Origin of the sequence: Faecalibacterium sp. IP-3-29 (genome assembly GCF_023347335.1) — a bacterium.
Lineage (GTDB): Bacteria > Bacillota > Clostridia > Oscillospirales > Ruminococcaceae > Faecalibacterium > Faecalibacterium duncaniae.
The window spans coordinates 2707791-2734577 of record NZ_CP094471.1 but is presented as its reverse complement, the minus strand read 5'-3'; the positions used below and the strand labels follow the sequence as shown (position 1 = coordinate 2734577).

Sequence of the window (26787 nt, the reverse complement as noted above, 5' to 3'; positions counted from 1 at the left end):
CGAGTATACCATACTACCAGCTGAAAGAACACCCCTATATGTCAGAACTTTCCCTTTTTTCTGCGTACGTGCGTACCGGCCATGTACGGACGTACACAGCGATTACCCCCAAACGCGCCATATAGGGGGACGATCAAGTTCGCACAAAGCGACCTTGATCCCGCAAAACAAAAGGCAGGATACCATCACCACGATGATACCCTGCCTTTGCTCGTTTACCGTTCCGAGTAGTCCTTCCGCAGAACCTCCGATAAACAAAAAACGTACCCGAACCCTTTCTCATAAAGAATCGGGTTCGAGTACGAACTGTTTGGTGGAGCGAAGCAACCCAAATCCGAACCATTGCCCTCTGGGGCATCTTTGGCGGCGATTTCATCGAAAGTGATGGTTTTTGTGCCGTCTTTGTAGTTGAATGTAATCAAAACTTTTTCATCATAGAGATAAACAGCGTTCACGAACGTGTTGATAAGCGTTTCCCGGTGGCTTTTCACGTTCGGGTCGAGCTTGCGAAAGTTGGTGAGCCAAAATTTCACAAAATCTGCGCTGACTTTCGGTTTCGCCAGCTTTTCTTCCGCGATGCGAATTTCCAACTCTTTCTGCTGAGCCTCCAACTTTTCCAAGCGTCCTTTGGTCGAGCTGGTCAGTACACCTGCCTGAATCGCATTTAACAGATTCTCGATGCCGTTCTCTATATCCTTCATCTGCTTTTCCAGCAGGGGCAGCACCGTGTTCTCCTGTTCTTGAAGAATCATCACCGCATCCACGATAGACTGGATGCAGTCATCGTCATGAATCATCTTCATGGTTTCGCAGACTACCAGATCTTCCAGCCACTCTTTGCGGACGGTCTTTTTCTTGCAGGTCTTGGTGCGCTTGGCATTAGCACATTTATAATAATGGTGGACGTTCTTATTTCGACTCGTTCCGCACTCGCCGAACATCATCGCGCCACACATTCCACAGAACAGCTTGGTCGTCAGCAAATAATCGTCCTCCGCTTTGTGCCGAGCCGGAGCGCGGCGGTTTTTGGCGATTTTATCCTGCACACTATCGAACAGTTCTTTCTCAATGATAACCGGGATGCTGTCCGGCATCACAATGTCCTTAAAACGGTTCTCGCCGATATAACGGCGGTTTGTCAGCAAGGTCTGAATACTGTTATAGGTAAACTTCTGGTTGCGGTTGGTGGTCACGCCGCTGTCGTTCAGCCAGTTCATCAGTTCTTTCATGGTCGCGCCATCGTTGTACCGCTGAAAGGCTTCTACCACAAAGGGGGCTTTCAAAGGATCGATCTGGAAGAACTTTTCCTCGTCTACCGTATAGCCAATGGGAATCGTGCCGCCGTTGTACTTGCCCTTCAGAACATTCTCGGTCATGCCGCGCACGACTTTTTCAGAAAGCTCTGCGGAATAGTATTCAGCCATGCCGGTGAGCATACTCTTGACCATAATACCTGCTGGGCCTTCCGAAATTGGTTCAGTAGCCGACACCAGCTTGACATGGTTTCGCTCCAACTGGTACTCATAGTGTGCCGAATCATAACGGTTTCGGGCAAAGCGGTCAAGTTTCCAGACCAGCACAATGTCAAACAGCCGTTTCTCGCTGTCTTTAATCATCTGCTGGAACTCCGGACGATTGTCCGTTTTGGCAGAGAGTGCACGGTCAATATAGTGCTTGATGACTGTGATGCCGTTCTTCTCTGCATAGGCCGTGCACTCACGAATCTGGCCTTCGATGGATTCTTCACGCTGGTTGTCGCTGGAATAGCGGGCGTAAATTACGGCGGTCATGGCAGGCACCTCACTTTACACATCATAGAACGGCAGTGCGTTCATTCAAAACATTGTTTCGTATAATGTATATACCATATTCTATAAGAATTTGCAATACATTTTAGATGAAAAAGTGAGACACTATATCCAGAGAGGCTTTTAGGTCGATACATATGAATAGTGGTGGTTATCACGGTGATAACCACCACCATCACCCCGTAACGATCAGTGCCATCAGATAAAACTCAGTCGCATCGGGCGTGTCGGTCGGCAGAATCGTCAACTCCACGGTGTGTGTTCTATGTTCCCCGTGGTGCAGGATAGGCTGCAAATACAGGCAGTCGCCCCAGTCCTCGTCAAAGTTACCGTCCAGCAGAACAGGGTAGGCGGCGTCGCCGTCCAGAACCAGCTGCGCCCGCAGCGCCGGGCGGCGGATGGTCTTGCGGTACTGCACTGCAATGCAGGAGGCATCCACTTCAAAGGTGATTTTGTCGCCGGGCTTCTGGCCCACCCAGCCGTTTTTCCAGTGGTCCAGATGCCCCAGCTTTTCCTCCGGGTCTGCCCGGAAGCCCTCCAACTTGGGGGAGAGTTCCCGGATGGTCAGCCGCCGGGCGTTTTCGTAGGCGTTGGCGGTGAGCGGTGCCGGGAAGGCAGGCTCCTGCTCCGGTTCTTCCCGGTGGGCGTTGACCGCCTCCAGCAGCTTGATGATCTCCCCCGCCACCAGACCGTGACCGTAATCGTTTGGGTGCAGTCCATCAGGGCTGAGCAGGGTGCGGCTGGCATACTTACCGGCACGCAGATCATTGTAAATGCTGTCCCGGATGCTGACATGTGGCACGCCGTAGTGGTCGCCCACGGCGTTGTGCTCGTCCTGTGCGGTGGCTCCGGTATCGTAGTATACGTTATTCAACAGTACCACCGCCGGGTGGGAGGGCCATGCAAGCAACTTGCGGACAACACCCTCGTAAGTCTCCTGCCGGAAGGGAACTTCCAGATCGTTGACGCTGAAATCCACCACTACGAAATCCGGCTGGTACATCAGCACATCGGTCACGGCACGGGCAACGCCATAGTGGGAGCTGGTGCCGCCGATGCCGCCGTTGACGTAGTGGAACTTCGACTGCGGAAAGGTATCCACGAACCACTGATACACCCGGAAAGCGTAGGCATTGCCGGGCTGGGTGGAAAGGCTGCCCTGGGTGATGGAACCTCCCAGAAAGCCGATGGTCAGTTCCTGCCCTGCCGCGGCACGGCGGAACAGTTCTTTCAAGCGAGCAAAATTGGACGTATTCATTCTAAAACTCCTCCCTGATATGCGCTATGGATAATTTTTGCCGCCGGACGGCCGGACACGGCGTAGGCACTGACTGCTCTGGTGTCGGCAGGCCAGTCCCACACGCCAAAGCCCATGACCCACGGACGCTTGGCGCAGGCGGAAAACATTGCCTCATACCAATCTGCCTGCTCCAGATCATTCCGTGTTCCCTTCAGCTCCCAGTTGTTGGGCACGGCAGAAGAGCCGGTGATATTCATACAGCCTGCCTCGCTGAAGAGGACGGGCTTTTTGTATTTTTGGCTCACCGCCTCGATACGGTCCAGCTGGTTTTCCCAGTCCTTCAGGGGGTAGTAGCCGCTGGAGGCGATGCAATCCACGGCATCCCACCAATTTACATGGTCCTCGCCGTATTTATCGCAGTTATAGCTCACCGGGCCGTGGTACTGCTGGCGCACGGCGGCAATGAGGGCGCGCCACTCTGCTTCCCTGTGCTCGGTCATGGTCATTTCGCAGCCGGTCAGGAACAGCCCACAGCCTTCGGCTTCGGCAAGAGCAGCGTAGTGGGTCTGGAAGGCGGTGTAGCTGGCAAACCATCTGCCCCACTGGGTCTCGCAGGGCACATCGTGGTCAAAAAAGCTGATGCGCGCCCGCCACACGCCGTTGGCGCAGTTGACGGTAGGCTTCAACGCCACCTGCAAGCCCAACTGCTTGGCAAAGCGGATGGCACCGCATAGCTCCTCGTCTGTGGGGGTGGCATTAGTGTTCCAGTTGATTTCCTCACTATAAGGGTCAGATTGTATTCCAGAGGGCGACAGAATGACCCAGTTGGCGGCGGTAGCTTCCACCATAGTTGCCATACTGCGGTGGGCGTTCTCGCTGCTCAACACGCCTCTGTGGGGAAAGGGTGCAAAGTTCACCCCGTAAAAGTTGTGTTCGTGCTCCATGACATTTTCCTCGTCTTTTTTCAAAAATCAACGTCAGATTGCACAATAAGTATAGTGCAGTTTTGGCAATTCGGTCAATATGCTGCTTCATTTTCAGCGTATGGCACAAGGAGAGGGGCAAAGCACTGGTCAACCTGACCCGAAAAAAGCCCCTACACCGGGAGGTGCAAAGGCTAAACTAAATTTTAGGTTTTATTTAGCTTACAGATTTAGCTTGCGATTTTGGGTGGAATCTGCTATGCTTCGGGCAAAACCAACGGGAGGGAACGGAAAATGGAGCAACTTACAACCGCAGCGCTGACCCAACTGCCGCAGGTGCGGGCACTGGGGCGGCACACCGGGCGTGACCCGCTGACCCTGTTCTGGACAGCCAGCGGCATAGAACTGGAATTTACCGGCAGTGAGCTGTGGGTGGATCTTTTCGCCGATTATGAAGTGGTAGAGCCGTGGGTCAGCGTGGAACTGAATGGCGCATGGGTGGCACGGTTTGCCGTGAACCCCGGCAAAAGCCGGGTGTGCCTGTTCCGGGGCATGACGCCGGGCAAGGCGAAGCACGTCCGGCTGCTGAAGGATGTGCAGGCCATGCACGATGACCCGGCGCACCTGCTGCAGATCACCGGGCTGGAATATGCAGACGGCGAATTTCTGCCCCTGCCGGAGCCGGTTTATCGGCTGGAATTTGTGGGGGACAGCATCACCAGCGGAGAGGGTGCCATCGGAGCCAAACCGGAGGAGGACTGGGTGGGAGCCTTTTTCTCGGCAGAAAACCACTACGGTCGCCTGACTGCCGATGCGCTGGGTGCCGAATACCGCTGCATCTCGCAAAGCGGCTGGGGCATCGTGTCTGGATGGGACAACGACGTGCGCCACATCCTGCCGCCCTACTACACCCGGGTGTGCGGCGTAGCCATGGGACAGCGTAACGCCGCCCTTGGTGCACAGCAGGAAAACGATTTTGCCGCATGGCAGCCGGATGCCGTCATCGTCAATCTAGGCACCAACGACACCGGCGCATTCGATAACCCGCCATGGACAGACCCTGCCACCGGCAAGCCCCACCAGCTGCGGCGGCTCTCCAACGGAGACTTCCATCCTGCGGACGCCCAAAAGGTGGCAAACGGTGTGCAGCATTTTCTGACCCTGCTCCGGGCAAAGAACCCCGGGGCAAAGCTGGTGTGGTGCATCGGGATGCTGGGCAGTGAGCTGCTGCCGGTGCTGCGACAGGGCGCGGAGCAGTACAAAGCCATTACCGGAGACAACTCTGTTTATCTGCTGGAGCTGCCCAACACCACACCGGAAACGGTAGGTGCCCGGCAGCACCCCGGCGCAGAAAGCCACCGGCAGGCGGCAAAGGTTCTGACTGCCTTTTTGAAAACGATCCTCTAAAAGTGAAAACGGGATACCGGAGCGTCCGCAGACGCTCCGGTATCCCAAAATACAAACTATATTTTCCACTGAAGATGGCCAGAGCAAAGCGGCGGCCATTCAAAATAGTACCATAGTAAAAGGGTTGCTGCACGAAGGTTTGTGCAGCAACCCCTTTTTTATCAGGTAGATTCTCTTCTTACAAAGCCGCCGGGCACGATGACGGTGGGGGCAACGGCAGGCTTATGCGCCATTTTGCGGCGCAGCTGCGCCACCACCGTTTTTGCCATGCCGTCCAAGTCCACCCGGTAGCTGGTCAGCTGGGGGCTGCAGATGGTGGAATAGCGGTAGTCATCGTAGCCGGTCACTGCCACATCCTGCGGCACACGGTAGCCGTTGCGCTTGAGGGTCTCCACCAGATTGTAGGCCACCTCGTCGCAGTTGCAGACAAAGGCTTCCGGCATCTCGTGAGGCAGGGTGAACGGAATAAAGAGCCCTCGGTCGTCCCGATCCTCCAGCCGCCAGTCGTCCCGGATGGGCAGCCCGGCGCGGAGCAGGGCTTTGACATAACCCAGATAGCGGTCCATGATGGAGCTGGTGGACAGCACACTGCCCACAAAACCGATGTTCCGCCGCCCGGTGGAGATGAGATGCTCGGTCATCATATAGCTGCCGCTGGTGTTATCGCTGAGCACGCAGTCGGCGGCAATGGCATCATCGTAAAAATCCAGCAGCATAAAGGGCACGCCCGTCTGCACCGCTGTGGCAAGGTAGCGGCGGCTGATCTCGCCCATAAAGATGAGGCCGTCCACCTTGCGGTTTACAAGGAAGGAGGGCATATTGCAGCTTTTTTCTGCCTGCGGCAGAACGATCTCCATCAGCACCGAGATGTCCTGCTCGGCGGCGCATTTAAGCACCGCCCGGTACAGATTGGAATAAAAGGCGTTCTCGTTGAAAAAACGATCTGCCACCAGAATACCGATGCTCTCGCCGCCGGGCTGTGTATGCGCCCGGGCAGGGGGCTGATAGCCCATCTCCTCGGCAACGGCAAGGATCTTTGCCCGCATCTCGGCGCTGACGCCTTCTTTGCCTGCCAGACCCTTGGAGACGGACACGGTGCTGATGCCCAGCCGCTGCGCGATATCGGCCATGCGTACTGCTTTTGCCATGTTCCTGACCAGCTTTCTTCTTTCATTTTAGAATGAGGTAAATAACGTTCCGGTTAACTTTATGGTTAGCATAGCAGTTTTTAGTCGTTTCGTCAATGAAAAGCCAGTTAAAAAGTGCAAAATCAGCCTTAGGCTAAGCGATCTTTAAGTTAATTTTATTGTAAAAAGTTAATTAAATTATTATTTTAAGTTCAAAATCCGTGATGTATCCCGGATTTACAGGTCAGTTTTCACAAGAAAATTGCCGAATTGCCACCAAAACACCGAATCTTTTTGGTAATATTGACAGTGAATCTCAAAAGGAATATACTTAAACCACAGAAAGCGAAGGATAACAGTTAGCTAATCAAAGCTAAATTTAGCTTTCGCAAAACGGAAAAGGGTTCCACAAAAAGAAGGAGGACATCCCTATGCGTAAGATCAATCGCCGCAATTTCCTGAAGGTCACTGGTGTGTTGGCCGCAGCCTCCGCTCTTGCCGCCTGCGGCGGCAGCAGCACTTCTACCGCCGGCTCCACCGGCAGCACCGCCGGTTCCGCTGCCAGCGCAGACGGTGCAAAGGCTTACAATGAGCTGACCGTTGGCACCGACAACACCGACCTGAAGGCCGATCTGAAGTTCGTCAGCCACCGCACCGACCTCATCGAGGACGGCACCTTTGACGGCTACGTTGCCGCATTCCAGAAGCTGTATCCCAACATCACCATCAAGTACGAGGGCATCACCGACTATGCCAACGACATGACCACCCGTCTGACTTCCAACGACTGGGGTGATTTGTGCATGATCCCCACCAACATCCCCCTGACCGAGTTGGGCGACTACTTTGAGCCTCTGTGCGCACTGAGCGACATTGAGAACGAGTACAACTTCGCTTCCAACCGCGCTTATAACGGCAGCGTGTACGGCATCCCCTCCACCGGCAATGCACAGGGCATCATCTACAACAAGAAGGTTTTTGAGGCTGCCGGCATCACCACCCTGCCCAAGACCCCGGACGAGTTCCTGGATGACCTGCAGAAGATCAAGGACTACGATCCTTCCATTGATCCCCTGTACACCAACTACGCCGCCGGCTGGACCATGACCGCATGGGATGCTTACACCAGCGGCGGCGCAACCGGCGACCCGAACTGGATGAACATTACCATGCCCCAGACCAAAGATCCGTTCCAGAAGGGCATTCTGGGTGCGGACGATATGGGTCCCTACGCTGTGTACTACATCCTGTACGAAGCAGTGAAGCGCGGCTTGACCGAGGCCGACCCCACCACCACCGACTGGGAGGGCTCCAAGCCCCGCATCAATAACGGCCAGATCGGTGCCATGGTTCTGGGCAGCTGGGCCATCGTGCAGATGCAGGCCGCCGGTGACCACGCCGACGACATTGGCTATATGCCGTTCCCCATCACCGTCAAGGGTACCCAATACGCCAGCGCAGGTGCAGACTACTGCTACGGTGTGAACAAGAACACCACCGATGACAAAAAGCTGGCTGCCATGCTCTACATCAAGTGGCTGACCGAAAGCTCCAACTTTGCTTATGATCAGGGCGGTGTGCCGGTGCTGAAGAGCCAGGAATACCCCGATACCCTGAAGGTATTCGACGGCATCGACCTGGTCGAGGATGCTCCCGCTCCCGCAGAGCTGGCAGACCTTGCCACCGAGGTGCAGCAGGAGGCTGAGCTGATGCTGAATGCCGACCAGACCCACGTCATGCGTGTGGTGGAGGCTGGCATCAACGGCGACGAGACTCTGGACGACATCGTGGCCGACTGGAACGCTGCATGGGACGCGGCTGTGGATGCCTGCGCACCGCAGTAAGCGATCTATCGTTATAAATCAGCAGGGCGGGCCCGTGTCCGCCCTGCTTTTGGTGAAAGGAGGTCTTTTACATGGCATCTTCCGCAACCGTATCCGCGCCTAAAAAGCGCAAGAGCTTCAGCGAATACTTTCACAGTATGCGCGGGCAGCAGCTCATCGTCACGCTGGTGTTCCTGTTCGTTCCGCTGGTGCTGCTGTTCATGTTCACCTATCTGCCCTTCTTCAAAATGGTAGAGTTCAGCTTCTTCAAAATGAAGTACATCGGCAGACGTACCTTTGTGGGTCTGCAGAACTACATCTCGGTCTTTACCCGCAAAGACTGCTTCCATGCTTTGAGCCTGAGCCTTTACTACATGGTAGGTTCGGTGGTGCAGATGGCGCTGGCGCTGCTGTTTGCCACCATCCTGAGCTTCAAGTGCAAGGGCAGCAAGTTCTTCCGTGGTGCACTGTACTTTCCCTGCCTCATCTGCGGCATCTCGGTGGGCTTCATCTTCAAGTTCTTCTTCACCCACGGCTTTGTGCTGGATACCCTGCTGAGCTGGGTGGGCTTCAACGTGGATAAGCTGCCCTTCTGGCTCCGGGATGAGTCCATCAACAACGTCGTGCTGGTGGCCTGCTCTATCTGGAAATACATCGGCCAGAACATCGTCATGTTCATCGGTGCTATCGCTTCTGTGGACCCCGTGCTGTACGAGGCTGCTGAGATCGACGGTGCCAACGCATGGCACCGCTTCAAGGACATCATCCTGCCCTCCATCAGCACCATCGTGGTGCTGAACCTCATCATCTCAGTGTCCGGCGCACTGTCCGCCTTCGAGATGCCCTATGTTGTCACCGGCGGCGGCTTCAACACCTCCACCTACTTCGTGGTCATGGACAAGATCGCCCATACCGACCAGAAGGTGGGTCTTGCATCCGCCATGGCTGTGGTTCTGCTGCTGCTCATCGTGATCGTCACCTACGCCCAGAAGGCTGTGGAAAAATGGCTGGAAAACCGCAGCAGCGGCGTAACCAAGTGAAAGTGAGGCAGAACGTATGAACGCAATCAAAATGAAGCGCATCCTCATCAATATCTGCAAGTATGTGCTGCTGATCTTTGCCGCTTTCGTGGCACTGGTGCCCATCGTGTCCTGTATCTTCACCGCCTTTAAGACGGAGGAAGAGTATGCCAGCACCAACGTCATCACCCTGCCCAAGAACTTTTTGAACTTCGATAACTTCATCATCGCATGGAACAAGGCCAACATGGGTAAGGCGTTCCTCAACAGCTTTATTATCCTGATCTGCGTGCTGGTAGGCAGCATTATGATCAGCGCCATGCTGGCTTATGTGCTGAACCGGTTCAAGTTCCCCGGCAACAAGCTGATCCGCAACCTGTTCACCATTGCCACCCTGATCCCCGGCATCGCCTCCCAGGTCACGGTGTACCAGATCATGACCGCTCTGCATCTGGTAAACTCCATGCCCGGCTACATCATCCTGATGATGGGCACGGACGTTATCACCATCTATATCTTTTTGCAGTTCTTCGAGAACCTTTCCCCCACGCTGGACGAAAGCGCCATTCTGGATGGCTGCACCTACTTTGGTGTGTTCTTCAAGATCCTGCTGCCCCTGCTGAAGCCCGCCATCGTCACCAGCGCCATCCTGAAGGGTGTGTCCACCTACAACGAATACTACATGGCAAACCTGTATCTGCAGGATAAGACCAAGTATCAGGTGGTTGCTACCTCCCTGTATGTGTTCTCCGGCCCCATGGGCAACCAGTACAACTACATTTGCGCCGGTGTCATCATCACCATCATCCCCGCCCTTATCGTGTTCCTGCTGTGTCAGGATCAGATCTACAGCGGCATGGCTGCCGGTGCTGTGAAGGGCTAAAATTGCGACCGCCGCCTGCGGCGGAAACAGGGAGCAATTTTTGGCGCCGCGGTCAGCAGGACACGAGGCCCGCCCAAGGGCCGAAGTGGACGCTGGGCACCGCAAGAGGAAAGCCGTTTTCGGCCAGTACAGTCTTTTCAAGACATCCACATTTTTCCTTCATCATCTGCTGCTTCTCCCGGTTTCTGTGCAGGAGCCGGGAGAATACAGCAGAAGGAAAACAAACAATCTTCTATTACAGGAGTTTATCTTATGAGCAACGTAAAAATGTTCTGCGACGCACTGCCCAACATCCCTTGGCAGGAAAAGCCCGCTGACGTTACCGCCCCGGTGTGGCGGTACAGCGAGAACCCCATCATCGACCGCAACCCTGTGGAAGGGGTGGCACGCATCTTCAACAGTGCCGTGGTGCCCTACGAGGGCAAGTTCATCGGCGTGTTCCGTGGCGAGCAGGTCGATGGCATCCCCTACATCTATCTGGGACGCAGCGAGGACGGCATCCACTGGAACTTTGACAAGGACAAGATCCCCTTCGTCAACGAAAAGGGCGAGCCGTTTATGCCGGTGTACGCCTACGATCCCCGTCTTGTGAAGGTGGAGGACACCTACTACATCATCTGGTGTCAGGACTTCTACGGTGCGTCCATCGGCATCGCCAAGACCACCGACTTCAAGACCTTTGTCCGCATCGAGAACCCCTTTATCCCCTTCAACCGCAACGCCGTGCTGTTCCCCCGCAAGATCAACGGCATGTACACCCTGCTGAGCCGCCCGTCTGACAGCGGCCATACCCCCTTTGGTGACATCTTCCTGAGCCAGAGCCCGGATATGGAGTTCTGGGGCCGTCACCGCCATGTGATGAGCAAGGGCTCCAACTGGTGGGAGAGCGTGAAGATCGGCGGCGGTGCTGCCCCCATTGAGACCAGCGAGGGCTGGCTGCTGTTCTACCACGGCGTTACCGGCACCTGCAATGGCTTCGTCTACTCCATCGGCGGTGCCATTCTGGATAAGGACGAGCCCAGCAAGGTGCTGTACCGCTGCGGCAACTTCCTGCTGACCCCGGAAAAGTGGTATGAGGAGCGTGGCTTCGTGCCCAACGTCTGCTTCCCCTGCGCCACCTTGCAGGATGCCGACACCGGCCGCATCGCTCTGTACTATGGCTGCGCCGACAGCTATGTCGGTTTGGCCTTCACCACCGTAGACGAGGTGGTGGATTACATCAAGACCCACGATAACGCAGGCCCCACCGACCACGAGGTGGGCATCCGCTAAGCGTCAAGCGCAACCCTCTCTGTCAATGCTTCGCATCGCCATCTCTGCAAAAAGAGATTTTACGTCCCCTACCGGGCGCTGGCACGGCGCAAGCCGTGACCGAGAGGGTTTTACTTTGTACAGAAAGGAAGTTCTGTATTATGTCTTCCATCAAACAGGCAGCAGAAGAAATGCTGCTGCAAACCATCATTCCCTTCTGGAAAGGGCTGCGGGACGAGGAAAACGGCGGCTTTTACGGCTACATGGATTTTGACCTGAAGCTGGATAAAAAAGCCGAAAAGGGCTGCATCCTGAACAGCCGCATTCTGTGGTTCTTCTCCGAGGCTGCCATGCTGACCGGCCGGGCAGACCTTGCCGAGGATGCCCGCCACGCCTACCAGTTCTTCCTGAAAAACTGCTACGATGAGGCAAACGGCGGTGTGTACTGGAGCTGCGATTATACCGGCAAGCCGCAGGACACCACCAAGCACACCTACAATCAGGGCTTTGCCATCTATGCCCTTTCCGCTTACTACCGGCTGACCAAAGACCCCGTTGCGCTGGACTACGCAAAAAAGATCTTTCATCTCATCGAGCAGCACTGCACCGACAGCGAGGGCTATCTGGAGGCCTTTACCATCGACTGGAAGCCGGAGAGCAACGAAAAGCTCTCGGAAAACGGTGTCATGGCGGCAAAGACCATGAATACCCTGCTCCATGTGTTCGAGGGTTACGCCGGGCTTTATCAGGCCAGCCGTGACCCGGAGGTGGAAAAGGCTCTGCGCCGCATCCTTGATATCTACGAGCACAAGATTTACAGCCCGGAGCTGCACCGGCAGCTGGTGTTCTTTGACCAGCACTACAACTCTATCATCGATTTGTACAGCTATGGCCACGATATCGAGTCCAGCTGGCTCATCGACTGGGGCTGCGATTTACTGGGAGATGCAGCGCTTTCCAAGCGCATCCACGCCATCAACTCCGACCTTGCCGCCCACATCTACAAGGAAGCTTACATTGACCACTCGGTGGTCAACGAGTGCGACCGGGGCAAGGTGAACACCACCCGTGTGTGGTGGGTGCAGGCCGAAAGCGTACTGGGCTTCGTGAACGAATACAACAAGAGCGGCGATGCAAAATACCGCGATGCCGCCGCCGATATTTACCACTACATCTGCAACGTGATGGTGGACAAACGCCCCGGCAGTGAATGGTTCTGGGAGGTGGACGCAGACGGAAAACCGTCCAGCCGCAAGCCCATCCTTGAGCCGTGGAAGTGCCCCTACCACAACGGCAGAATGTGCATGGAACTGATAAGGAGGAACCCCGATGTCACAGTCTAAACTCCACCCCGAATACCTGCGCCAGAAGGCTTTGCAGGATGCCTACCTGGCCCGCAAAAACAAAAAGACCGATTTCTACAACGGCATCTACGACCGGTGGGAAAACCCGGTGCTGACCCGCGAATCCATCCCGCTGAGCTGGCGGTTCGACCTGAACCCGGAGACGAACCCCCACTTTATGGAGCGTCTGGGCGTGAACGCCGTGTTCAACTCCGGTGCCATCAAGCTGAACGGCAAGTATTACCTTGTGGCGCGCATCGAGGGCAACGACCGCAAGAGCTTCTTCGGCGTGGCAGAAAGTGACAGCCCGGTGGAGGGCTTCCACTTCTGGGAAAAGCCCATCCTGCTGCCGGACACCTGCCCGGAGGAGACCAACGTCTACGATATGCGCCTGACCCAGCACGAGGACGGCTGGATCTACGGCGTGTTCTGCTCCGAGAGCAAGGACAACAGCGTGAATGACCTGTCCGCTGCCGTGGCTGCTGCGGGCATCGTCCGCACCAAAGACCTCAAGACTTGGGAGCGTCTGCCGAACCTTGTCACCAAGCGCAGCCCCCAGCAGCGCAATGTGGATCTGCTGCCGGAGTTTGTCAACGGCAAGTACGCCTTCTACACCCGCCCCATGGATGACTTCATCGACACCGGTTCCGGCGGCGGCGTAGGCTTTGGTCTGTGCGAGGACATCACCCACGCCGTCATTGACGAGGAAATCATCACCAGCCCCCGCCGCTACCATACCATCACCGAGGCAAAGAACGGCGAGGGTGCCACCCCCATCAAGACCGAAAAGGGCTGGCTGCACATCGCCCACGGCGTGCGGAATACCGCCGCCGGGCTGCGGTACGTCATCTATGTGTTCGTTACCGCACTGGATGACCCCAGCAAGGTGATCGCAGAGCCGTCCGGCTTCCTCATCGCACCCCGTGACTGGGAGCGGGTGGGCGACGTTTCCAACGTCGTGTTCACCAACGGTGCTATTGCGGACGATGACGGTAGCGTATATATTTATTATGCAGCCAGTGACACCCGCCTGCATGTGGCTTCTACCACCATCGACAAGCTGCTGGACTTTGCGTTCAACACGCCTGCCGACCCCCTGCGCAGTGTGGATTGCGTGAAGCAGCGCTGCGACCTGATCGACAAAAATCTCGAATATCTCCGGAGCATCGGGGAGTAATTCCCGCCCCGCTCCCCCGAAAGGAAACGTTATGAAAAAGGCCAACATCGACAGTCCATTCTACCGCACCATGGGAAGGATCGGAGATCTCGTGCTTGCCAACGTCCTGTGGCTCGTGTGCTGTCTGCCCATCCTCACCGCCGGGGCCTCTACGCTGGGGCTGTTCACGGTGGTGAACAAGATGGCAGCCAAAGAGGACTATACCGTGCGGACGGACTTTTTCAAGGCGTTCAAGCGGGATTTTAAGCAATCCACCGCCCTGTGGCTGGTGCTTTTGCTGGCAGGCTTTGCCGCCCTCACCGGGCTGCGCACCGCCACCGCACAGGACACCGCCGGCAATGGCATTCTGGCGGCAGCGTCCTTTCTGCTGCTGGTGCTGGCAGGCTGCTGTGGCAGCTGGGGCTTTGCCCTGCTGGCACGGTTCACCTATCCCGGCGTTCTGCCGGTACTGGCAGACAGCGGCCGCATGACCCTTGCCAATCTGCTGCCCACCGTGGGAAATCTTGCCTTTCTGGCGTGGTTTCCCCTGCTGGCAAAGGCCGCCCCGGCGTGGTTCGTCTATCTGCTGCCCCTGTGGCTGCTCATCGGCGGCGCAGGTTCTGCCCTTGGCATGGCAAGCCTGATGCGCCCCGCCTTTGCCCAACTGGAAAAGGCCGGGCGCAAAGAAGAGGAACCGGAAGAAGAAACCGACACGGAGGACAGTACCCAATGATCGTCTGCACCGAAAACGTCTTTACCCTGCATACCACCCACACCAGCTACCAGCTGGCAGTTGCCCCTAATGGCATGGTGCTGCACACTTATTACGGCACCCGTCTGCCGGAGGATGTGCCCAGCCTTGCGGATGCCCGGATGCCCCACAGCGACCCCGGCTGCTGGCCGGATCTTTTGCCGCAGGAGCTTTCCGGCTGCGGCACCGCTGATAACCGCACTCCCGCCGTCATCCCGGAATACGCCGACGGCACGGAAGCGGCGGCGTTCGTGTTCGACCGTGCTGAAGTGCATATCGGCAAACCCCAATTGCCCGACCTGCCGATGTTCCGGGATGGAAAGGGTGTGGAGACGCTTTCCGTTTTCCTGAAAGATGCGTGCGGTCTGGCCGTGGAACTGCGGTACAGCGTCTACGAAGCCGAGGACTTCATCACCCGCACGGCAGTTTATACCAACACCTCGTCCGAGGAGCTGACCCTGAACAAGGCGGCTTCTCTGACTCTCGACTTTGCGCCGGATGCTCTCGAACTGATCACCTTGAACGGTACATGGGCAGCGGAGCGCACCCCGGAACGTGCGGCGCTGCGCTGCGGCATCCAGAGCGTTGGCAGTATGCGGGGCATCCCCGGCCACGCCCACAACCCGGCAGTCGCCCTCTGCCATGCCGATACCACCGAAACGACCGGCGACGCATGGGGATTTGCCTTTGTGTACAGCGGCAACTACCTCATCGAAGCCGAGCGTGCCGACGCAGGGGAACGGCTGGTGATGGGCATCCATCCCTACCACTTCCACTGGACGCTGGCTCCCGGCGAGAGCTTTACCGCACCGGAAGCCGCGATGGTCTATTCGGATAAGGGGCTAGGCGAGATGAGCCGCCGTTTCCATGGCGCCATCCGCACCCGGCTACTGCCGCCCCGCTGGCAGGATATGACCGCGCCCCGCCCGGTGCTCATCAATAGCTGGGAAGCCTGCTACTTTGACTTCGACGAGAAAAAGCTGCTGGAACTGGCTGCTGCCTCCAAAAAGGCGGACATCGACCTGTTCGTGCTGGACGATGGCTGGTTCAAAGGACGCAACGATACCTCGTCCAGCTTGGGCGACTGGGCAGCGGACAAAGCCAAGCTGCCGGACGATCTGCCCGGCCTGTGCAAGAAAATCAATCTACTGGGACTGGAGATGGGACTGTGGGTCGAGCCAGAAGCCATCAGTCCGGACTCAGACCTCTATCGCACACACCCCGACTGGGCATTTACCATCCCCGGGCGCGAGCCGCTGGAGATCCGCCAGCAGTATACGCTGGATTTCAGCCGCCCCGAAGTGGTGGACGGTATCTGGCAGCAACTGGATGAAATTTTAAGGAGCTGCCCGCTGAAATACCTCAAGTGGGATATGAACCGCTCGCTGGCACACGTCTACAACGCCAAACTGCCTGCAAAACAGCAGGGTGAAGTGTACCACCGCTATGTGATGGGTGTGTACGAATTGCAGCGCCGCCTGACCGAAAAGTACCCCGGCCTGCTGCTGGAAAACTGTGCAGGCGGCGGTGCCCGCTTCGACTGCGGAATGCTCTATTACAGCCCGCAGATCTGGTGCAGCGACAACACCGATGCCCGTTCCCGTCTGGTCGTCCAGTACGGCACCAGCCTGTTCTACCCCGGCTGCGTGATGGGGGCGCACTTTTCCACCGTGCCCAACCACTGCACCGGCCACATCTCCACGGTGGAAGCACGGATGGCGGCAGCACTTACTGGCACCTTCGGCTTTGAGCTGGATCTGACGAAATACAGCGAGGAAGAACTGGCCGAGCTCCGCCCCTATGTGGCGTGGTATCGCCAGCACGGTGCATTGCTGCGCGGCGGCGACCTGCACCGTCTGGTGGACCCGGAACCCAACGGCCTGGGTGCTGCGTGGATGATAACCGCAAAGGACGGCAGCGAAGCCGCCGTCTTCGCCGTGGGCGATGCCCTGACCGGCAGCCACGGCGTGGCAAGCGCCAACAGCCGCCCCCGCCTTATGCTGGAAGGGCTGGACCCGGCAGCACAGTACACCGACGAAGACGCAAACACCTACAGCGGCGTCCAGCTGCTGACCACCGGTCTGGAACTGCCCGGCGGCTGGGGCCAGACGCCCGCAAAAATCTGGTATCTGAAGAAAGTTTAACTGCTTCGCCCTCTCTGGCATAGCAGGGAGCAGGAGATGGGCGAGGATGCTGACGAGAGGAGAAAACCTTCATGACAGAAGAAATTAAATCGGCTTATGAAAAATGGCTGGCACAGCCGGAAATGCCCGCCGACCTTGCCGAAGAGCTGAAAGCAATCGCAGGCGACGAGGATGCCATCACCGACCGGTTCTACCGGGAGCTGGAATTCGGCACCGGCGGTCTGCGGGGCGTCATCGGTGCTGGCACCAACCGGATGAATGTCTACAACATCCGCAAAGCTACGCAAGGCCTTGCCAACTACCTGAATGCCTCCGACTTGCCGAAGAAAGTTGCCATCGGCTACGACAGCCGTATCAAGAGCGATGTGTTTGCCCGCGAAACCGCAGCTGTCCTTGCGGCAAACGGCATCAAGGCCTATATTTATCCCCGTCTGGAACCTACTCCGGCGCTGAGCTGGGCGGTGCGGTACTACGGCTGCGGCGCGGGCGTCTGCGTCACCGCCAGCCACAACCCTGCCAAGTACAACGGCTACAAGGTCTACGGTGCAGACGGCTGCCAGATCACCCTTGAGGTGGCAGCAAAAATTCTTGCCGCCATTGAAGCGGTGGACTGCTTTGCCGTACAGCCTGCGGACTTTGATGTCGCCCTTGCCGAGGGCAAGATCGAGTACAGCAGCGAGAAATGTCTGGACGACTTTGTGGATGCCGTCTATGCCCAGCGTGTGGGCGATGGGGCAGGCACCGCCGACCTGAAGCTGGTGTACACTCCGCTGAACGGCTCCGGTCTGGAATGCGTGAAAAAGCTGCTGGCAAAGCTGGGCGTCACCCATGTGACGGTGGTGCCGGAGCAGGAAAAGCCGGACGGCAACTTCCCCACCTGCCCCTACCCGAACCCGGAAATTCGGGAGGCCATGCAGAAGGGTCTGGAGCTGTGCGATCAAGTCCACCCGGACCTTTTGCTGGGCACCGACCCGGACTGCGACCGCTGCGGCACGGCAGTGCCGGACGGAAAGGGCGGCTACCGGCTCATTACCGGCAACGAGATGGGCATCATCCTGCTGGACTACATCTGCCGCACCCGCAAGGCGCTGGGCACCCTGCCGGAGCACCCCGTGGCTGTGACCACCATCGTGTCCACCGATATGGCAACTCCGGTGGCCGAGAAGTACGGCGTGGAGCTGCGCCGTACCCTGACCGGCTTCAAGTTCATCGGTGAGCAGATCGGCCTGCTGGAAGCCGCCGGAGAAGCCGACCGCTACATCTTCGGCTTTGAGGAGAGCTACGGCTACCTGTCCGGCGCACACGTCCGGGACAAAGATGCCGTCAACGCCACGCTGCTGGTGTGCGAAGCCGCCGCATGGTACGCAAAGCAGGGCATGACCCTGCTGGATGCCATCAACCAGCTGTACGCCGAGTTTGGCTGCTACCGCAATGCCCTGCACAGCTTCGCCTTTGAGGGCGAAAGCGGAATGCACACCATGGACGCCATCATGAAACAGCTGCGCGAGACCCCGCCGCAGAGCATTGCCGGAATCGCCGTGGAAAGCGTGCTGGACTACAACGCCGAGGGCACCGGCCTGCCGAAGGCAAATGTCTTGGAGTTCCGTCTGGGTGGAAAGGCAAAGCTGATGGTTCGTCCTTCCGGCACTGAGCCGAAGATCAAGGTGTATCTGTCCGCCGTTGCTCCTACGGAAGCCGAAGCAGATGCCATCAATGCGAAGCTGGGTGACGCCGCTGCCGAGCTGCTGAAGGCATAAATTCTCAAATATTTCTACAAACGGCTGCCTCGTTCCTGCCATAAAAATGGACGGGGCAGCTTTTTTGCACCCTTTTTTCGGAAAAGGTGTCATTTTATGTGCAATTTTAGGCATATTGGAGGTATGCAAGATGAAAACGATTCAACTGAAACCAAGCTGCAAGGACTACCTCTGGGGCGGCGAAAAACTGCGTACCGAGTACGGCATCCAGAGCGAGATGCACCCCTTGAGTGAGGCGTGGATGCTCTCCTGCCACCCGGACGGCCCCAGCTACCTGCCGGACGGCACGACTTTGCAGCAGTACATTGACGCGCACCCCGGCTGCCTTGGCACCGACTGCGTAAAGTTCGAGGAGTTCCCCATTCTGGCAAAGCTCATCGACGCCAAGAAGGACCTGTCCATTCAGGTGCACCCCTCTAACGCCTACGCCCTGGAGCACGAACACCAGTACGGCAAGACCGAAATGTGGTATGTGCTGGAGGCAGAACCGGGTGCGACCCTCTACTATGGCTTCACCCATGAGATCAGCAAAGAGGAGTTTGAGCACCGCATCAAGGACAACACCCTGACCGAGGTGCTGAACGCCGTCCCGGTGAAAAAAGGCGACTGCTTATTCATCCCCTCCGGCACGCTCCACGCCATCCGCAAGGGCATCGTGGTGGCTGAGATTCAGCAGAATTCCAACGTCACCTACCGCATTTACGATTATGGCCGCAAGGGTGCAGACGGCAAGCCCCGCCAGCTCCACATCCCGCAGGCTCTGGATGTGACCGAACGCAAGCCGCCTGTTGCTCACGACTTCCACGGCCATCTGGCACAGTGCGATTACTTTACGGTGGATGCCGTGGAGGGCAGCTTCAAGGATATCTGCGATGATGTTTCCTTTACTTCTCTGCTGATCCTGGAAGGAGAGGGGACCCTGACCGAGACCGCCACCGGCGAGAGCCTGCCCATCCAAAAGGGCGAGAGCTTCTTTATCCCGGCAGGCACCGGGGAATATACGGTGAGCGGCACGGATCTCAAGTGCCTGCGCACCCGCGTGTAAACAAAACTCCCGGATCGTATACACAGTCCGGGAGTTTATGCTATGATATAGCTATCAAGACTGAAACGAAAAGAGGACACTGCCATGGCATCCTACCGCTACGAACGCAACATTTCCCCCGAGGATCTTGTGCCGGAAAAAACCCGGGAGCTGACGCCTGCCGAAGCCCGCGCCAACTGGTGGCATTATCACTGGTATTATGTGGTGCTCATTGCCGCGGCGGTGCTGGCGGTCGGGTATTTTGTGTGGAGCCGTGTCACCGAGGTGAAGCCGGACTATACGGTAGCGGTCGTGGGGCGTATTGACCCGGACGCGGCGTTCCTGTCCGAGGTGGAAACCAAATTGGAAGCTGCGGCCGATGATGTGAACGGGGACGGGAAAGTAAAAGTCAACGTGAAGAGCATCTGGCTTGCGCTGGATTACGATGGACAGGATTCCTCCCTGCGCAAGCTGATGGAATCCAGTGAGGACAAGCTCAATTCTGATTTTTATCTCTGCGAGAGCATGATCTTCATCGTGGACGACCCGGCGGCAATGGAGCAGCGGTACGGCTGTTTCCGTCTGCTGGACGGTACTGACCCGCAGGAGGGCGACAGCCTGAGCGTTTCCGATTTTGCCGTGCTGCTGGACGACACCGCCCTTGCCGGAGTGCAAAGCAAAAGCGGCGCAGAATGGTATGTGGCAAGGCGTCTGAGTGAAGGCGTGGAGGAAGAATCCCTCACCACAGGAGATGCGCTGTGGGAGAAGCTCATTTGATTTTCTGAATTCGTAGAAAGTCTTACTTCTGCCACTTTACCACGATAAATTTTGCAAAACCATATTGACGCACCTGCACTTCCATGATACCCTTTATTCCAAATCCTGCTGACAAAAGTGGTGGTTCTCACCGTGATAACCACCACTTTCAGCGAGTGATTATCCAGAAAGAACATGCCGCCCCGCAACACACCCGATCATTTTGCCGTCTGTTTCACCCGACAAAATCCTTCGCCTGTACTGCGTGGGCGGTATTTTTCTTTTTCACAAATAAAATCTTATGTGGTTGTACAAATTTCCAAAATTCATTTTCGGTTGTTGACTACACAACCTCAAAGTGTTATTCTTGTGTTTGAAAGAAGCAGGTTGTAGTGTCCACACTGCGCCCGGCTTTCTTCATACCGAACCTTGAATCCTTCATAAGCCGTCTGAACGTGATATCGTGCCATGACCTCACACTTTCTGTGGGCGAGCCGGAAAACGCCGCTGCAAAACAGGGGCAGGAACTTCGTTCGGGTCAAACGGCGATCAACATACACGAGCAGTGGAAATCTCTACTTATTTTTGCGCCTTAACAATTCGGAAACATTTGTTGAAAATGCGTTTTGAGCGCAGCGGTAGAGGGCAAGAACCGTCCCGTGGCCACAAATTTTCAATTCTTGAAAATCTTGTGTTCCACCGGGACTTCACATCTGCAACTCTTGCGAGTTTTGATGTGATCTTGTTGGGGCGTGCCTGCCCCAAACCCTGCTCATATTTCGCACCGTTGGTGCGAAAGAACGGCGTGTCGTGCTTACATAGTTCCACCGAGGAGCTAGCGAAACGACAGGAGGTTCAATGAACAAAACGAATGTCAAAGCGAATCCCAGCACGACCCACCGCCACGACACGCCGAACAACAAAACGCACATCATCAAGTTCCGTGTGACGGAAACTGAAAAGATGGAACTCCAATGCACAGCAAAACTCCTTCATCTCTCCCTGTCCACCCTCATCCGCCGTGCGCTGCACAGTGCGAAGATCGAGCGCACGGTTGTCGTTGCCGGCGGCGGAGAAGAAACCCTGAACGCCGTTTCCACTCTGCTTGCCCAGTGCGGCAAGGTGGGCGGAAACCTGAATCAACTCGCACGACACTTCAACTCCGGTGGAGCAGATACCGAACAACTCCGGGCGAAACTTCTTGACGAACTTACAGACCTGACTGCCTTCCGGCTCAACGCCGAGAAAATTCTTGGTGAACTGTATGGCAACGCTCAAGCATATCGCCTCTAAGAATTCGGACTACTCCGCCATCGAAGCGTACCTGATTTACCAGCACGATGCGTTCACCGGGAAGCAGCTTCTTGATGAACAAGGCAGGCCCATGCTGCGGGATTCGTACATTCTGGATACGCTTGAATGCGGCGATTTCTCGTTTGCAACGGCCTGCCTGCTGGCAAACCGAAAGTACAACAAGAACAACCACCCCGATGATATTAAGAGCCACCAGTATATCATCAGCTTTGACCCCAGAGATGCAGCCGACAACGGCTTGACCATGGAAAAAGCACAGGCTCTCGGCCTGAACTTCTGTAAAGAAAACTTTCCCGGTCATCCTGCCATCGTCTGCACCCACCCGGATGGGCATAACCATTCGGGAAATATCCACGTCCACATCGTGATCGGCAGCATCCGCACACGAGAAGTGGAACGCAAGCCCTATATGCAGAAGCCTCGTGACTGGCGTGAGGGCATGAAGCACTCCAGCACAGCCCAGACCATGCGGCACCTGCGTGTCGCAGTCATGGAAATGTGCGAACACGCTGACCTGCATCAGATCAATCTACTGGAAGCACAAGGCGACCGTATTTCTGAACGGGAATACTGGGCACGGCGGCGCTGGCAGCAATGTCTCGACCATGCCAACGCCAGATTGCTTGCAGAAGGGAAGGCTCCCAAGCAGACTGTTTACCAGACGGAACTGGAAACTCTGCGCAGGCAAATCGACTCCGTGCTGAAGAAAGCCACCACCTTCGATGAATTTTCTGCATTGCTCTTGCAGGAACATGGCATTGCCGTGAAAGAGAGCCGAGGGCGATTGAGCTACTGCCCGTCCAATCGGGTAAAATTCATCACCGCCCGGAAGCTGAGCAAGAAGTTTGAGAAAGAGCAGGTGCTTGCCGCACTCGCTCAGAACATCCGGCTTGCTCCGACCGTCCAGCCCATCGCAGCAGACAAGCCCGATAAGATTCAGAAACTGGTGGACATTCAGGCAAAGCTGAAGCAGGGCAAGGGCATCGGCTACGAGCGTTGGGCGAAAAAGCACAACCTCAAAGCCATGGCACAGACCTTGATCCTCTTGCAGGAAAAAGGTCTGCTCAACGAGGATGCACTCGACCAGAGAATCGCAGAGCTTGACACCAAGTTCCATGAATCGCTGGCCGTAGTGAAAGACCTCGAAACCCGCATGGCAGAAAACAAGAAGCTGCGCAGCCACGCTGCTGCCTACAAGCAGTACCGACCGCTTGCGCAGAAACTGAAAACTGTCAAATCCCCCGCAGCCTTTGAAGAACAGCACCGTGCAGAACTGACAGCGTACCGGACGGCAGCAGCCTATCTCAAGGCAAACAACATCACCAAGCTGCCCAGCCCGAACAAGTTGGAAGCCGAGTATGCGCAGCTGGCATCCGAAAAGGCAAAGTTCTACGAGCAGTACAAGGAAACCAAGGAAGAACTGCTCAAACTGAAAACCGCAAAGCAGAATGTTGCGTCCTTTTTCCGGGAGGAAGAACCGGCGCAGCAGGAGAGATAAAGGAGTGTGCGTATGATCAACTTGAAAATCGACCCGGAGTTCCAGAATCAGATTCCGCCGCTGACGGACGATGAGTATAAGCAGCTTGAAGAAAACATCCTCAAAGAAGGCAAACTGCTTTCTCCTTTGATCGTTTGGAATAACATCCTTGTTGACGGCCACAATCGTTATGCCATTCTCCAGAAACACCCGGAGATTTATTTCTCCACCATGCCGCTCCGATTCGAGAATCGCGAAGAAGCCCTTGCGTGGATTTGCAGAAACCAGTTGGGGCGGCGCAACCTGAGCCCCGAACAGAAGCGTTATCTGATTGGCAAACAGTATGAAGCCGAGAAGAAAGCCGCAAAAATCTTTCGGGGCAACCAGTACACTTTAGCAAAGAAAAGTGGTGGTGCTCACGATGATAACCACCACTCCGGGAAGAAAACCTGCGACCGGATCGCAGAGGAAAACGGTGTCAGCCGTGCCTCTGTTCTCCGTGCCAGCCACTACACGCGAGGCATCGACATCGCAGATAATCTCTCTCCCGGCATCAAGCAGAAAGTCTTTTCCGGTGAAGTGAAGTTCACGAATGAAGAAATGTCCAAGCTCGTGCAGAGCAGTCCTGCCAAACGGCAAGACGTATTTGCCGAGATCATGCACCCGGAAATCACGAAAGGAATGGAGGCTGCAAATGCAGACCCCAAAGCAGACGTGCCGGTTCCGATGCCCACATCCGACCCCGAGCAGTTCAAGGGATACCAAGTCCCGGACGAGTGCATGAAGGTCTACAAGACGCTGAGCATGGCCACGGAAATGATGCGAAACACATGGAAGCGAGTGCTCAAAAATAATCAGAGTTATCTTTCTGACCCGGAAAAGCAGAAGGTTCTCCGCTACGCCATGCAGCGGCCAGCCCACTATCTGAACGAGCTAGAAGCCTGCATGGAGCAGATTCTTTCTGAAACCATCGAAGAAGCTGAAAAGACCGCATAACGACAGGCACTTGTAAGCCATCAACGAGCCACCAGCCGCAAGTGCAAGGCAGAAAACTTCCGCGCCCTTGCGCCTGATAAAAATGGAGCTTTGATTTTCTTGCCCGGCTTTGCCATGGTGGGACGATCAAAGGAGCGTGCGTTTGAACAAAAAGAAAAAGTCCACAAACACTTCCCCCTACCCCGATGAAGTCATTGACCGTCTGGCACGGGCATTCTACCCGGCCATCCTTGCCTGCTGGAACAGCGAGGAAGGTCAACGGGAGTTTGCTGCGTGGCAGGCGGAGCAGGCTCATCTCTCCGGCAAAGAGAAACAGGAAGTTCCCGTGGGGGAACTCCCTGCCTTACTTATCGTGTGTGGATTTTGGCAGGGTGCGTCCGGCAGGGCGCACCCTGTTTTTGTGTTCAGTCCTCTAATCCGTGACTTGCAGCCGCATTTCTCAGATACTCCTCCGGCTCACCGTTCAGGATCAGTTCGGCATACGCCAGCGGGTCGTTATAGATGAGGTAGTCCAGTTCAGACCTCTGCGCCATGGTAACATCCAGCGCATCCTCGACCCCAGTGCAGTCAATGGAAATTTTTCTCCCGTCCCGGAGCAGCAGTTCCACGCAGCCAGTGTCTATATTAAACTTGCAGGCTCTTTCATCGTACTTCATAATCATACCCTCCAAATCTTGTGATTGTCTTACGGTCTATGACAAGGTATCGGAGTTTTGCGCCGTCCACGGGAGCCTTCATTCTCAAACCCGAAGAAAACGAAAAATCCGAACCCTTCTCCAATCGGAAATAGGTTCGGATTTTTCTTGTTTGGTGGAGCATTGTCCACAGCACTCGAACCCAACACTTCCTCACGGGTGACCGTCTTGGCATCGTCCGTGAAGTTGAAGTTGAGTACGACCCGGTCATCAAAGACGTAGACCGAGTTGACAAAGGTATCAATGATCTGCCGCTGGTGTTCCGTGCTGCCCACGTCACCCTTGCGGAATTTCTCAAGCCAGAACCGAATCCATTCACGGGTCAGGACGGGCTTTTTCAGTTCTTCCTCCAGAATACTGGTGTTCAGAGCTTCTTTCCGGGCTTCCAGCTCGTCCAACCGCTGCTTGGTGGTCGGGGTCAGGATGCCCTGTTCAATAGCTTCCAGAAGGTTTGCCAGCCGCTTCTCCGTGTCCCGGAGCTGCTCTTTCAGGACAGGCAGCCGGGCGTTCTCCTGCTGCTGGGCTTCCATGACTAAATCTATCAGCCGTTCGATAATTTCATCGCTGAAAATCACCTTAATGGCAGTATCTACCACGAACCGTTCCAGCGGCTCTTTGCGGATGGCTTTCAGGTCACAGTGCGCCTTGCCGTGGCGTTTGGCATTGCCGCACTTGTAGTAATAGTAGGTGGTTCCCATGTGGCTTGTACCGCTTTCGCCGCCCATCAGGGTGCCGCACTTGCCGCAGAACAGCTTGGTAGTCAGAAGATAGCTCACATCCTCTTTTGCAGGCCGACCATGGGCAATCTTGTTTTGTTCGAAACGCTGCTGCACCCGGTCAAACAAGTCTTGGTCAATAATGGCCGGGATGCCGCCCGGTGTCACAATGTCCTTGTAACGGTATTCGCCGATGTAGCGGCGGTTCCGGAAAATCTGGAAGAAGCTGTTCTTCACAAACGGCTTTCCGGTTCGGGTGCGCAGGCCGCGCTCGTTCAGAGATGCCGCGATTTTCTCGGCTGGTTCTCCATCGGCGTACCGGGTGAATATCTCCTGTACAATGGGAGCCGTTTCCGGGTCGATATGGTACAGCCTGTCCTCCTTGCCAATGGTGAAACCCAGCGGCACTACACCGCCGTTGTATTTGCATTGGAGTGCATTTTCGCGCTCACCGCGCGCCACTTTCAGGGCGAGTTCGGCGGAATAGTATTCCGCCATGCCGATAAGCATACTCTCCACCATAATGCCTTCAGGCCCCTGCGAAATGGGTTCCATGGCAGACACCAGATGGACACCGTTCTTTTCCAACTGGTGCTTGTAGTTCACGGCATCGTAGCGATTTCGGGCAAAGCGGTCGAGCTTCCAGACCAGAACCACATCGAAGATTTTCTTCGCGCTGTCCTTTATCATGTGCTGGAACTCCGGGCGGTCATCCGTCTTGGCAGAATAGGCACGGTCAATGTAAGTGCCGACCACAGTGATGCCGTTCTTCTCGGCGTAGTCCTTGCAGTCGCGCAGTTGTCCCTCAATGGACGCTTCGCGCTGACTGTCGGATGAATAGCGGGCGTAGATTACGGCGGTCATGGTAGCACCTCTCTTTGCACATCATTGAATCAACGCAATGTTTCGTATAACCTATATACCATATTTCCCACCTGTTTGCAAGAAAAACAAAACGGAAAAGTGGTGGTGCTCATCGTGAACACCACCACTTCAGAAGAAAAAAGTTCTTTGCCCGCTTATGCGTTTTAACAATTTGGAAACAATTACGGAAAATCGAATTTGAGCTTATTAGCTGAGAGCAAGAATCGTCCCGTGGCCACAAATTTTCAATTCTTGAAAATTCTTGCCCCTTTGGGACAGCTTCTTGTTGGGGCGTGCCTGCCCCAAACCCTGC

21 protein-coding genes are annotated in these 26787 nt (G+C 55.9%); 15 read left to right on the top strand and 6 right to left on the bottom strand.

Features of this window, described 5'->3' with window-relative positions:
• Window positions 1-215: 215 nt before the first annotated feature.
• From MTP40_RS13005 to MTP40_RS12995, 3 genes are all read right to left on the bottom strand, one after another.
• Entirely contained in the window at window positions 216-1790 is a 1575-nt protein-coding gene (locus MTP40_RS13005) for a recombinase family protein (protein ID WP_249259511.1), read from the bottom strand.
• Between the two features lie 193 nt (window positions 1791-1983).
• Window positions 1984-3066: an SGNH/GDSL hydrolase family protein gene (locus MTP40_RS13000; protein WP_249259510.1), complete on the bottom strand. Its 1083-nt coding sequence runs from the start codon at window positions 3064-3066 to the stop codon at window positions 1984-1986.
• On the bottom strand, window positions 3063-3992 hold the full coding sequence (locus tag MTP40_RS12995; RefSeq protein ID WP_249259509.1) for a glycoside hydrolase family 113: 930 nt from the start codon (window positions 3990-3992) through the stop codon (window positions 3063-3065). Before MTP40_RS12995 ends, MTP40_RS13000 begins: the two co-directional genes overlap by 4 nt.
• Before the next feature lie 273 nt (window positions 3993-4265).
• Between MTP40_RS12995 and MTP40_RS12990 the strand changes: the two genes are divergently transcribed.
• Window positions 4266-5378, top strand: coding sequence for an SGNH/GDSL hydrolase family protein (locus MTP40_RS12990; RefSeq protein WP_097777016.1), 1113 nt, complete (start codon window positions 4266-4268; stop codon window positions 5376-5378).
• A gap of 161 nt (window positions 5379-5539) precedes the next feature.
• Here MTP40_RS12990 and MTP40_RS12985 read toward each other — a convergent pair whose 3' ends face one another.
• Window positions 5540-6526 (bottom strand): LacI family DNA-binding transcriptional regulator, encoded by a 987-nt coding sequence (locus MTP40_RS12985; protein WP_097777015.1) that lies wholly within the window; start codon window positions 6524-6526, stop codon window positions 5540-5542.
• A 410-nt stretch (window positions 6527-6936) separates the two neighbouring features.
• Between MTP40_RS12985 and MTP40_RS12980 the strand changes: the two genes are divergently transcribed.
• From MTP40_RS12980 to MTP40_RS12915, 14 genes are all read left to right on the top strand, one after another.
• The gene (locus tag MTP40_RS12980) at window positions 6937-8349 is read left to right on the top strand and encodes an ABC transporter substrate-binding protein (protein ID WP_249259508.1); all 1413 of its coding nucleotides are present in this window, start codon (window positions 6937-6939) and stop codon (window positions 8347-8349) included.
• A 71-nt stretch (window positions 8350-8420) separates the two neighbouring features.
• A complete protein-coding gene (locus tag MTP40_RS12975; RefSeq protein WP_005922707.1) occupies window positions 8421-9368 on the top strand; it encodes a carbohydrate ABC transporter permease in 948 nt (315 codons plus the stop codon).
• A gap of 16 nt (window positions 9369-9384) precedes the next feature.
• Window positions 9385-10230 carry a carbohydrate ABC transporter permease gene (locus MTP40_RS12970; protein WP_005922709.1) on the top strand — a complete coding sequence of 282 codons (846 nt, stop codon included), beginning with the start codon at window positions 9385-9387 and terminating at the stop codon, window positions 10228-10230.
• 252 nt (window positions 10231-10482) lie between these two features.
• Complete coding sequence (locus MTP40_RS12965) at window positions 10483-11502, top strand: glycoside hydrolase family 130 protein (RefSeq protein ID WP_005922713.1); 1020 nt, start codon at window positions 10483-10485, stop codon at window positions 11500-11502.
• A 140-nt stretch (window positions 11503-11642) separates the two neighbouring features.
• Complete coding sequence (locus MTP40_RS12960) at window positions 11643-12824, top strand: AGE family epimerase/isomerase (RefSeq protein WP_005922715.1); 1182 nt, start codon at window positions 11643-11645, stop codon at window positions 12822-12824.
• The gene (locus MTP40_RS12955) at window positions 12811-14001 is read left to right on the top strand and encodes a glycoside hydrolase family 130 protein (RefSeq protein WP_249259507.1); all 1191 of its coding nucleotides are present in this window, start codon (window positions 12811-12813) and stop codon (window positions 13999-14001) included. The genes MTP40_RS12960 and MTP40_RS12955 overlap by 14 nt, the downstream gene beginning before the upstream one ends.
• 31 nt (window positions 14002-14032) lie before the next feature.
• A complete protein-coding gene (locus MTP40_RS12950) occupies window positions 14033-14713 on the top strand; it encodes a YesL family protein (RefSeq protein WP_249259506.1) in 681 nt (226 codons plus the stop codon).
• On the top strand, window positions 14710-16875 hold the full coding sequence (locus tag MTP40_RS12945) for an alpha-galactosidase (RefSeq protein WP_249259505.1): 2166 nt from the start codon (window positions 14710-14712) through the stop codon (window positions 16873-16875). Before MTP40_RS12950 ends, MTP40_RS12945 begins: the two co-directional genes overlap by 4 nt.
• Window positions 16876-16946: 71 nt before the next feature.
• The gene (locus MTP40_RS12940; protein WP_097777008.1) at window positions 16947-18632 is read left to right on the top strand and encodes a phospho-sugar mutase; all 1686 of its coding nucleotides are present in this window, start codon (window positions 16947-16949) and stop codon (window positions 18630-18632) included.
• A gap of 130 nt (window positions 18633-18762) precedes the next feature.
• The gene (locus MTP40_RS12935) at window positions 18763-19677 is read left to right on the top strand and encodes a type I phosphomannose isomerase catalytic subunit (protein WP_179859622.1); all 915 of its coding nucleotides are present in this window, start codon (window positions 18763-18765) and stop codon (window positions 19675-19677) included.
• A gap of 84 nt (window positions 19678-19761) precedes the next feature.
• Window positions 19762-20433, top strand: a complete 672-nt coding sequence (locus MTP40_RS12930; protein ID WP_097777006.1) for a hypothetical protein — start codon at window positions 19762-19764, stop codon at window positions 20431-20433.
• Between the two features lie 837 nt (window positions 20434-21270).
• The gene (locus MTP40_RS12925; protein ID WP_207685045.1) at window positions 21271-21705 is read left to right on the top strand and encodes a plasmid mobilization protein; all 435 of its coding nucleotides are present in this window, start codon (window positions 21271-21273) and stop codon (window positions 21703-21705) included.
• Complete coding sequence (locus MTP40_RS12920; RefSeq protein ID WP_207685044.1) at window positions 21677-23224, top strand: relaxase/mobilization nuclease domain-containing protein; 1548 nt, start codon at window positions 21677-21679, stop codon at window positions 23222-23224. Before MTP40_RS12925 ends, MTP40_RS12920 begins: the two co-directional genes overlap by 29 nt.
• A 12-nt stretch (window positions 23225-23236) precedes the next feature.
• Window positions 23237-24199, top strand: a complete 963-nt coding sequence (locus MTP40_RS12915) for a hypothetical protein (protein WP_207685043.1) — start codon at window positions 23237-23239, stop codon at window positions 24197-24199.
• A 404-nt stretch (window positions 24200-24603) separates the two neighbouring features.
• Here MTP40_RS12915 and MTP40_RS12910 read toward each other — a convergent pair whose 3' ends face one another.
• The gene (locus MTP40_RS12910; RefSeq protein ID WP_223474502.1) at window positions 24604-24855 is read right to left on the bottom strand and encodes a DUF6061 family protein; all 252 of its coding nucleotides are present in this window, start codon (window positions 24853-24855) and stop codon (window positions 24604-24606) included.
• A gap of 29 nt (window positions 24856-24884) precedes the next feature.
• Window positions 24885-26474, bottom strand: coding sequence for a recombinase family protein (locus MTP40_RS12905; protein WP_249259504.1), 1590 nt, complete (start codon window positions 26472-26474; stop codon window positions 24885-24887).
• Window positions 26475-26787 lie beyond the last annotated feature (313 nt).